The organism is Amycolatopsis sp. NPDC004079 (assembly GCF_040610415.1).
GTDB lineage: Bacteria > Actinomycetota > Actinomycetes > Mycobacteriales > Pseudonocardiaceae > Amycolatopsis > Amycolatopsis halotolerans.
Genome location: NZ_JBEXMH010000136.1, coordinates 1 through 9475, shown reverse-complemented (window position 1 = coordinate 9475; position 9475 = coordinate 1). Strand labels below are relative to the sequence as shown.

Here is a 9475-nt window from a genome sequence, read left to right as displayed (position 1 = left end):
TTAAAACCAATCTTCCCCCCTTTTAAAACAACCCCCGAACCGTCAGCACAATCAAGCTTCGGGGTGGTGGGCCGCCCGGCCGCAATGTCGCCGCCAGGCGACGAGCCGGCCAGTACGCAGCGCAACGGCACGTCACCAAACCCGCGAGAAGACCAACCAGTTACCCTGAAGGTTCGAGGCCGCACGAAGCAGCTGGAGGTGCGGGTGAGCCAAGAGCTCGACGCCAACGTCCCCGCCAAGGGCGGTGCCACCCCCTCCAAAGGCGGCACCACCCCCGCGAAGACCGGTGCCAAGACCGGAGCCACCGCCGCGGACACCGGGCCCCGGCCCAACGGGGCCGCGCCCAACCCCTCCGCGACCCGCCGCGTCCGCGCCCGCCTGGCGCGCCGGATCACCGCCCAGCGCGCCGCCCCGGTCAAACAGGTCCTCGAACCCCTGGCCGTCATCCACCGCGAACTGCACCCGAACTCCGACCTCGGCCAGCTGCAACGCGCCTACGACGTCGCCGAGGAACTGCACCGCGAGCAGCGGCGCAAGTCCGGCGACCCGTACATCACGCATCCCCTCGCCGTCGCGACGATCCTGGCCGAACTCGGCATGGACACCACCACGCTCGTCGCGGCGCTGCTGCACGACACGGTGGAGGACACCGGCTACTCCCTGGAACAACTGAAGGCCGACTTCGGCGACAAAGTCGGCGAACTGGTCGACGGCGTCACAAAACTGGACAAGGTCAAGCTCGGCACCTCGGCCGAAGCGGAGACCATCCGCAAAATGGTGATCGCGATGGCGAAGGACCCGCGCGTCCTGGTCATCAAGCTCGCCGACCGGCTGCACAACATGCGCACGATGCGCTTCCTGCCGCCGGAGAAGCAGGCCCGCAAGGCGCGCGAGACGCTCGAGGTGCTCGCCCCGCTGGCGCACCGGCTCGGCATGGCCACGGTGAAGTGGGAGCTGGAAGACCTCGCGTTCGCGATCCTGCAGCCGAAGAAGTACGACGAGATCGTCCGGCTGGTCGCCGACCGCGCGCCCTCGCGCGACACCTACCTGCGCAAGGTGATCGCGGACCTGACGAACAACCTGGTGTCGTCGCGGATCACCGCGAAGGTCGAGGGACGGCCGAAGCACTACTACTCGATCCACCAGAAGATGATCGTCCGCGGCCGGGACCTGGACGACATCCACGACCTGGTCGGCGTGCGGATCCTGGTCGAGGACGTGCGCGACTGCTACGCCGCGATGGGCGTGGTCCACGCGCTGTGGCAGCCGGTCCCCGGGCGGTTCAAGGACTACATCGCGCAGCCGCGGTTCGGCGTGTACCAGTCGCTGCACACGACCGTGATCGGGCCGGACGGCAAGCCGCTCGAGGTGCAGATCCGCACCTACGACATGCACCGCACCGCCGAGTACGGCATCGCCGCGCACTGGCGGTACAAGGAAACCAAGGGCACGCACGCCGCCAACAACGCGATGGAGCTGGACGAGATCGCGTGGATGCGGCAGCTGCTCGACTGGCAGCGCGAGGCCGCGGACCCGGGCGACTTCCTCGAATCGCTGCGCTACGAACTGGCCGCGCGCGAGATCTTCGTGTTCACGCCGAAGGGCGACGTGATCACGCTGCCCGCGGATTCGACGCCGGTGGACTTCGCGTACGCGGTGCACACCGAGGTCGGCCACCGCTGCATCGGCGCGCGCGTGAACGGGCGGCTGGTCGCGCTCGAGCGGAAGCTCGAGAACGGCGAGGTCGTCGAGATCTTCACGTCCAAGGCGGAAAGCGCCGGGCCGAGCCGCGACTGGCTGCAGTTCGCCGGTTCGCCCAAGGCGCGCGCGAAGATCCGGCAGTGGTTCGCGAAGGAGCGCCGCGACGAGGCGATCGACGCGGGCAAGGAAGCGATCACCAAGGAGATCCGCAAGGTCGGGCTGCCGATCCAGCGGCTCGTCTCGGCGGAATCGATGGGCTCGGTCGCGACCGAACTGCGGCATGGCGACATTTCGTCGCTGTACGCGGCGGTCGGCGAGGGCCACACCAGCGCGAAGCACGTGGTGCAGCGGCTGGTCGCGCTCCTCGGCGGGGTCGAGGAGGCCGAGGAGGAGCTGGCCGAACGGGCCACGCCGTCCACGGTCACGCGCCGCCGCGGCTCGAACGACGTCGGCGTGATCGTCAAGGGCGCCAGCGACGTCTGGGCGAAGCTGGCGCGCTGCTGCACTCCGGTGCCGGGCGACGAGATCCTCGGCTTCGTGACGCGCGGCGGCGGCGTGAGCGTGCACCGGACGGATTGCACGAACGCCGAGGATCTGCGGACCCAGCCGGAGCGGCTGGTCGAGGTCGAGTGGGCGCCGTCGTCGTCCTCGGTGTTCCTGGTGGCCATCCAGGTCGAGGCGCTCGACCGGCACCGGCTGCTCTCGGACGTCACGAAGGTGCTCGCGGACGAGAAGGTGAACATCCTGTCGGCCTCGGTGACGACGTCGCGGGACCGGGTGGCGGTGAGCCGGTTCTCGTTCGAGATGGGCGACCCGAAGCACCTCGGGCACGTGCTCAAGGTCGTGCGCGGCGTCGAGGGCGTGTACGACGTGTACCGGGTGACCTCGGCCAGCTGATCCGGCGGGTGCGCCCGTCCACGAGCGCACCCGCCGTTCGCTGCCGTCAGTTTCGGTGCTTGCCAGGTGCCGAGCTGCCGGTGTACTCGCTGAGGCCGGAGACCAGTTCGGCGACGTCCGGCACGTTCTCGAACCGGCGGCGGTGGACGTCGGCGATCTTCTCGCCGATCTCCGGGTCCGGGTCGTCGGTGATGTCGTAAGACACGAACCTGTCGACCAGCGGCAACCCGATCCGGTCCATGGCGAGATGCGCCGGGTGGTTCATGTACGCCTCGTAGGCCTCGATGTCCTCGAGCACGGTGACGGCGCCGTAGTCGAATTCCCCGCCGAATTCGGGGCCGACGACGCGCGCCGTGATCGAGGGGATGGCCGTGATGTGCTCGCCCATGCGCGCGAGACCGGCTGCTTTGTCCGCCTCGGAGACGTCGGGCTTGAGAGTGAACCGGATGCAGTGCCAGATCATCGGGATTCCTTTCCAGCGGCCGCGGACGCGACCGTGCGGTCGGGGGAGAAAGTTCAGTTCTGGTGCGCGGTGTCCGAGGCTCGCGGTGACCGGGCGGCGAGCAGGAACGAGAGGGCGAGTGCGAGGAGGACGAGCACGGCTTCGCCGAGGAACGCGGTGGTGAACGAGACGTCCCCGTGCGTTCCCGCGGCACCGATGGCGATCCCGGCGAGGGCGGCGAGCCCGACCGCGCCGCCCAGCTGCTGTGCGGCGTTGATCAGCCCGCTGAGCAGGCCTGATTCACCGTTCGCGCTGTCGCGTACGCCGGTCGCCGTGGCGTTGACGAGGCCGAGCCCGAGTCCGGTGCCGATCACTACGAACGCGCCCAGCAGGCTCGCCGAGAAACCGGCGGTCGTCGTGTCCAGCGCCAGCCACAGGAACCCGGCCAGCAGCACCGCGAGGCCGATCGCCAGCGCGCGGGCCTGACCGGCGCGCTTGGCCAGCACCGGCGCGGCGACACTGCCGACGATGATCATGACCGCGATGGGGAGCTGGCTCATCCCGGCCGAGAGCGGGCTCATTCCGAGCACGTCCTGCTGGTACTGGGGAAGGAAGAAGAACAGGCTCGTCAGCGTGCCGCCGACCAGCACCATCACGGCGTTCGCGATGACCACCGGCTTCCTGCGGAACACGCCGGGCGGAACCAGCGGATGCGGGGAACGCCGCTCCACGAACACGAACGCCGCCAGGGAAGCGAGCCCGGCCGCGAGACCGGTCAGGGCGCCGGGCGACCCGAATCCGGCGTCGGAAGCGGAGACCATGCCCAGCGCGAGACCGGAGACCCCGACGGTGATGGTGACGGCGCCGAGTGCGTCGAACCGGCCGGGCCGGCCGGGGATCGCGGGCACCGTGCGCCACACGACGAGCGCTCCGGCGGCGCCGAACGGCACCGGGACGAGGAACACCGACTGCCAGCCCAGCAACTCGGTCAGCACGCCGCCGGAGAAGACGCCGACGAGACTGCCCGCGCCCGCGACCGCACCCCAGATGCCCAGCGCACGGGTGCGTTCGGCGGGGGACGAGTAGAGGGCGAGCACGATCGAGAGCGCGGCCGGCATCACCGCGGCGGCTCCGGCTCCCTGGCCGATCCGGCCGACGATCAGCATCGTGCTGTCGGCGGCCAGCGCGCAGCAGGCGGATGCCGCGAGGTAGCCGGCCATTCCGGCCAGGAACACCTTCCGGCTTCCGAGCACGTCGGCGACCCGGCCGCCGAGCAGCAGCAGGCCGGCGAACGTCACCAGGTAGCTGTCCACCACCACCGTGAGCTCGGCGGCGGTGAGCCCGAGTCCGGCGCGGATCGTGGACCCGGCGAGGTTCACCATGGCGCTGTCGAGGATGACCAGGAACATGGCGGTCGCCACGCCTGCCATCGCCGCTCCGCGCGGCGTTCGTGGGCGGGCACGAGCTGTCGTGGGTGCGGTTTCGTCGCTCATCGTCTCGTCTTTCTGCGTGGGTGTCGGGAGTTGTCGTTCCGCGTCGCGGATGTGTTGACGATGTCGTGGACCGGGTTCCGCTCGCGTCGGTGACAATCGCCTAGTCGCGCCCGCGCGCGACGAGGGGTTCCGGCCTGGACTGTCCACTTCGGACACCGTGATCCGGCCCACAGCGGGAGCGCGGCGAGGGCGCATTAGGGTGCTGGCATGACGGACGGACTCGAGTTCACCCGCGAAGGCGCCGTGGCCCGGCTGACGTTCTCCCGCCCGGAGAAGATGAACGCGATCACCCACGGCATGTGGGCGGCGATCGCGGGCGTGGCGGCCGGGGTCGAGGCCGATCCCGAGCTGAAGGTTCTCGTGCTGACCGGGGCCGGCCGGCATTTCTCCGCGGGCGCGGACATCGGCGAGTTCCGCGAGCTGCGTTCGACCGCGGACGCCGCCGCGAAGTACGACGAAGCAGTGGACAGCGCGGTGGCGGCGCTGACCGCGATGCGCAAGCCGACCGTCGCGATGGTCCAGGGCAACTGCATCGGCGGCGGTTGCCAGATCTCGGTCGCCTGCGACTTCCGTTTCGCCGCGGCCGACGCGCGCTTCGGCATCACCCCGGCCAAGCTCGGCATCGTCTACCACTTCGCCTCGACGCGGCAGCTGGTTTCCCTGGTCGGCCCGGCGAACGCCAAGTACTTCCTGCTGTCCGGCGAACTCGTCGACGCGACCAGGGCCCGCGAGATCGGGCTGGTCAACGACGTGTTCCCGGCCGCGGACCTGGAAGCCGCGACGGCGCGGTTCACCGAGACGCTGTGCGGGCGTTCGCAGGCGTCGATCCGCGGGATGAACCGGATCATCGAGAAGATCGCGGCGGGCCAGGAGAAGACCGACGACGAGGTCGAGGAGATCCGGCTCGCGGCGCTGCACGGGGAGGACTACGCGGAGGGCGTGGACGCGTTCCTGAACCGGCGTGCGCCGAAGTTCACCTACCGCTGACCTGCGCGATAAAGCAATTGACGGCTCGGTGAGACTGGGGCCTGTGGCTCTGACACTTCACCAGCGCAGCCGGAATCCGGAGCTCTTCGGGACGGTCGACCACGCCGATTTCGACCGCTCGTGGCCGGTTTTCCTGCAGCACAACCCGACCGGGCACCTGTACTACGGCGAACTCGACACCGTCGCCGACTACGTGCTGCTCGCGACCGACGGAGCCGAGCCGGTCGCCAAGGCCTACTCCACGCCCTTCGCCTTCGGCGGCCCCGGCCGCGAGGAACTGCCCGACGGTGGGTGGGACCAGGTGATCCGGTGGCAGCACGCCGACCGGCTCGCTGGCCGCGCGCGCAACGCGGCGACTGCCTTGGAGATCGTCGTCCGCAAGGAGCGGCAGGGCACCGGGCTTGCTTCAGTGATGGTGAATGCTCTGCGGGACAACGCTTTCCGGCTCGGGCATGACGTGCTCTACGCGCCGGTGCGGCCGTCGCAGAAAGCGGACGAGCCCGAGACTCCGATGAGCGAGTACGCCTTCCGGGTGCGCGACGACGGCCTGCCCTACGACGCGTGGCTGCGGGTGCACGTGCGCGCCGGTGGGCGGATCCTGAAGGTCTGCCCGGTGTCGATGACGATTCCCGGAACGCTCGCGCAGTGGCGGGAGTGGACTGGGCTGCCGTTCGACACCGACGGGCCGGTGGTCGTGGAAGGTGCGCTGAGTCCGGTGCTGGTGTCTTTGGCGCAGGATTCCGCTGTGTATGTCGAGCCGAATGTCTGGGTGGAGCACCGGCGGCCCGGAGCGCTGCGCTAGATCTCGTCCCAGGGTGCGGCTTCGTAAGCCGCCGTCAGCAGTTCGGTCGCGGTGGGGGAGGTGCGCAGCGGTACGTCGTCGACGGAGGCGACTGGACGGCCGATGGTGGCGGAGTTGGTCACGAACATCGCGTCGAATTCCGGGAACTCGGCCGGGTACACCGGCCGCGTCTCCTGCGGCACCCCAGCCGCGCGCAGCTGTTCCTCGAGCACCAGATACGTGATCCCCGGCAGCACCGGGGCTTCCGGCCACACGATCGTCCCGTCGCGCAGGAAGCCGACGTTCCAGATCGTCGCCTCGCTGATCCGGCCGTCGGCGGCGAGGAACACGGCGTCGTCGTACCCAGCGAGGGCGGCGGCGCGGGAATGCTGCGTGAGACCGAAGCCGCCGAGGTGCTTCACGTGCGGCAGATCCCGTTGGTACGCAACGGATCGCAGCCGCATCGGGGTGGCGACGTGGGAGCTCGGCGGTGCGGTGCGCACCAGGATCTCGGGCGTCATCGCGGCGTCGTGCGGCGACGAGCGCGAGAAAATGATCACTCGCACCGACAACGCGCCCTGACCGGCGACGAGCCGCCGGACGTAGGTGCGGACCAGGTCGGTGTCCAGGTCGCTGCCGAACAGCTCCCGGGTGTTCGCCGCGAGCCGGTCGAGGTGGTAGCGGAGGCCGCGCACGCGCCCGTCGCGGACCTGCATCGCGGTGAAGTGGCCGTAGCTGGTCGCCGCAGCGGCGAGATCGGCGGTGCCGGGAGTGGCGCCGCCGATCTCGACTCGCACGGTCAACTCAGGAAACCGTGACCGCGGTGAACTTCACCGGCTGCTTCGGCTCGCCGGTCGAACCGTCCTGGCCGATCGCGCCGATGCCGTTCTTGGCGATCTTGTCGAGCACCTTCAGGCCCTCGTCGGAGATGCTGCCGAAGATCGTGTACTGCGGCTGCAGCGGCGCGTTGCCGTAGACCATGAAGAACTGGCTGCCGCCGCTGTTCGGCTGGCCGGTGTTGGCCATCGCGAGGATGCCGCGGCCGTACTTGGACGTGTCGACGACCTCGTCCGGCACAGTGAAGCCCGGGCCGCCGCGGCCGTCCTTCAGCACGTCGCCCTTCGCGTCCGGGTCGCCGCACTGCAGCATCTGCAGGTCGGTGACGCCGAGGCGGTGGCAGATCGTGTCGGTGAAGAAGCCCTGCTTCGCGAGGCTCTCGAAGGCCTGCACAGTGCACGGCGCGAGCGCGCGGTCCAGCGTCATCGGGATGTCGCCCTGGGTGGACTTCATCGTGATGTTCACGGTCCCGCTCGACGACACGTTCTTGCCGTCCGGCGTGGTCGGCTTCTTCGTCGACGGCGGCTTGCCGCTCGCGTCGGCCGGGTACGAGCACGTCGTCGGGTTCGGCAGCGCCTTCGGGCGCTTGGGGAGCGCGGTGCGCTCGGTGGGGATGTTCGTGACGCTCGGGACCGGCGGCGCGGAGCTCGACGGCGGCGGCGTGGCGGCCTGCTGGTCGCCGCTGCCCCCGCTGTTCACGATCCACACCACGAGACCGGCGACGATGAGGACCACACCGCCGACCACTCCAGCGCCCACGATCTTGCGTCGCTTCGCCTGTTCCGCCCGGCGCACGAGCTGCCGCTCGAGTTTGCGCTTAGCGGCTTCTCGGCGCTGCTGGTTGGTCGCCACCCGCCCTCCAGTTTCCGCTCGAAGTCACACGTCTGAGGTAGCGGCAGTGTATGGGCACAGCCTGTTAGGACTCCGTACAGGGGCGGCTAGTCTTCACCGGGTCGTGATCAAGGCCGCTTCCTGGGAGGAGGGTTCGGTGCTCGTCGCCGGGTTCGCCGCGGGTCCGCTGCGCTCGAATTGCTATCTGCTGGCCCCTGCCGCCGACGGTCCGTGCGTCGTCGTCGACCCGGGCGAGGGGGCTGCCGAACCGCTGGCCGAGGCGCTGGCGGAGCATCGTCTGACGCCGGTCGCGCTGCTCGCCACGCACGGCCATCCGGACCACGTGGGTGCTGCCGCGGAGCTGTCGCGGGTGCACGGTGTGCCGCTGCGGATGCATCCGGGGGACGCTGAGTGGTACGACGGGGCGTTCGAACCGCTCACCGGGAACTGCGTCGAGGCGGCGGGGCTGACTGTGCGGGTGCTTCCGCTGCCCGGGCACACGCCGGGGTCGGTGGCGTTCGCGGTTGAGACGGGTGAGGGTGGCAGGCTGGTGTTCACGGGGGACACGCTTTTCGCCGGATCGGTCGGGCGTACCGGCGGTTCCGGTGCTGACCTGGAGAGTTCGTTGCGTACATTGCTCACGCTCGCTGACGAGACCGTCGTGTTGCCTGGTCACGGGCCGGCTACGACCATGGGGCGCGAGCGCGCCGGGAACCCGTTCGTGCCGGGGGGTGCGCGGTGACTGAGAAGCCGGTGGAGCGGCTGCCGTTGTTCGCTGATGAGCCGAAGCTTCGGCGGCGGCGGGCGTGGTCGGGGATTTTTGGCGTGGTGGTTCTCGCCGCTGCGTTCGGCGGGATCGTGGGGTTGATCGCCGGGCAGGTGCCGGGGCTGATTGTGGCGGCTGTGGTGGCGTTGCCGTTGGTTTACGTGGTGCTTTACGCGGCTCGGCGGCGGATTTGGCTGGAGGGGACGGCGCTCGTCGTGCGGACCTGGGGGGTTCGGCGGGTGGACTTGCTTGAGGCGCCGCGGCTGGATGTGGTGATCAGTGATGTTCGGGGGAATCGGACTGTTGCGTTGCTGGTGAATGCCGGGCAGCGGCGGCGGGCTGTGAAGCTTGATTTGGCGGTGTTTTCCGGGACTGGGGGGCGGGAGTTGGGGGCGCTTCAGTTGCGGCGGCTGGCGGATGCCTTGTTGAACAACACTGAAGCCAATGGGTTGGTGTTTTCGGAGTTGTTGGTCGCGGAGTTGCGGGCTGAGGCTCGGGGGGACGCGGTGGCGGAGAGGCCGTTGTATCGGTTGGCTTCCGCCGCGCCTGGGGGGAAGTATTTGCAGAGGTTTCCTATGGAGGCTGTTAGTCGGTTTGTGGCTACGCTGTAATTTTGGCGCCGGCTCCGCCGTCGCGGCGGGATCGCCTTTAAGTCGGTGGCCGCCGCGCACAGCGCCTGGCTGACGATTTCCGCGCGCCGCGGAATGCAAACTGACGGCAAATTCGGGTCGCGCTGGATC

General features: G+C 69.5%; 9 protein-coding genes. 5 read left to right on the top strand and 4 right to left on the bottom strand.

Annotated features, from left to right (window positions below; genetic code table 11):
* The first annotated feature begins 204 nt into the window (after positions 1 to 204).
* Positions 205 to 2598 (top strand): bifunctional (p)ppGpp synthetase/guanosine-3',5'-bis(diphosphate) 3'-pyrophosphohydrolase, encoded by a 2394-nt coding sequence (locus tag ABZX37_RS48765; protein WP_354751166.1) that lies wholly within the window; start codon positions 205 to 207, stop codon positions 2596 to 2598.
* A gap of 46 nt (positions 2599 to 2644) precedes the next feature.
* Here the strand turns inward: ABZX37_RS48765 and ABZX37_RS48760 are convergent, their stop codons facing one another.
* Together ABZX37_RS48760 and ABZX37_RS48755 are read right to left on the bottom strand one after the other, a co-directional pair.
* Positions 2645 to 3061 (bottom strand): Dabb family protein, encoded by a 417-nt coding sequence (locus ABZX37_RS48760; RefSeq protein ID WP_354751165.1) that lies wholly within the window; start codon positions 3059 to 3061, stop codon positions 2645 to 2647.
* Positions 3062 to 3114: 53 nt separating this feature from the next.
* The gene (locus ABZX37_RS48755; RefSeq protein ID WP_354751164.1) at positions 3115 to 4470 is read right to left on the bottom strand and encodes an MFS transporter; all 1356 of its coding nucleotides are present in this window, start codon (positions 4468 to 4470) and stop codon (positions 3115 to 3117) included.
* A 270-nt stretch (positions 4471 to 4740) separates the two neighbouring features.
* Between ABZX37_RS48755 and ABZX37_RS48750 the strand changes: the two genes are divergently transcribed.
* Together ABZX37_RS48750 and ABZX37_RS48745 are read left to right on the top strand one after the other, a co-directional pair.
* Positions 4741 to 5520, top strand: a complete 780-nt coding sequence (locus ABZX37_RS48750) for an enoyl-CoA hydratase-related protein (protein WP_354751163.1) — start codon at positions 4741 to 4743, stop codon at positions 5518 to 5520.
* A gap of 43 nt (positions 5521 to 5563) precedes the next feature.
* Positions 5564 to 6322, top strand: a complete 759-nt coding sequence (locus ABZX37_RS48745) for an N-acetyltransferase (protein ID WP_354751162.1) — start codon at positions 5564 to 5566, stop codon at positions 6320 to 6322.
* Here the strand turns inward: ABZX37_RS48745 and ABZX37_RS48740 are convergent.
* Both ABZX37_RS48740 and ABZX37_RS48735 read right to left on the bottom strand, forming a co-directional pair.
* Positions 6319 to 7098 (bottom strand): aminotransferase class IV family protein, encoded by a 780-nt coding sequence (locus ABZX37_RS48740; protein WP_354751168.1) that lies wholly within the window; start codon positions 7096 to 7098, stop codon positions 6319 to 6321. The two genes, ABZX37_RS48745 and ABZX37_RS48740, sit on opposite strands and share 4 nt — an antisense overlap.
* Positions 7099 to 7105: 7 nt before the next feature.
* Complete coding sequence (locus tag ABZX37_RS48735; RefSeq protein ID WP_354751161.1) at positions 7106 to 7990, bottom strand: peptidylprolyl isomerase; 885 nt, start codon at positions 7988 to 7990, stop codon at positions 7106 to 7108.
* 136 nt (positions 7991 to 8126) lie between these two features.
* Here ABZX37_RS48735 and ABZX37_RS48730 point away from each other — a divergent pair, with 136 nt between their 5' ends.
* Positions 8127 to 8711: an MBL fold metallo-hydrolase gene (locus ABZX37_RS48730; protein WP_354751167.1), complete on the top strand. Its 585-nt coding sequence runs from the start codon at positions 8127 to 8129 to the stop codon at positions 8709 to 8711.
* Positions 8708 to 9346: a hypothetical protein gene (locus ABZX37_RS48725; RefSeq protein ID WP_354751160.1), complete on the top strand. Its 639-nt coding sequence runs from the start codon at positions 8708 to 8710 to the stop codon at positions 9344 to 9346. The genes ABZX37_RS48730 and ABZX37_RS48725 overlap by 4 nt, the downstream gene beginning before the upstream one ends.
* The last annotated feature ends 129 nt before the right edge of the window (positions 9347 to 9475 follow it).

Coding starts and splice junctions, on each gene's coding strand:
- ABZX37_RS48760 (WP_354751165.1), bottom strand. CDS start 3,061: ATGATCTGGCACTGCATCCGGTTCACTCTCAAGCCCGACGTCTCCGAG.
- ABZX37_RS48755 (WP_354751164.1), bottom strand. CDS start 4,470: ATGGCAGGCGTGGCGACCGCCATGTTCCTGGTCATCCTCGACAGCGCC.
- ABZX37_RS48750 (WP_354751163.1), top strand. CDS start 4,741: ATGACGGACGGACTCGAGTTCACCCGCGAAGGCGCCGTGGCCCGGCTG.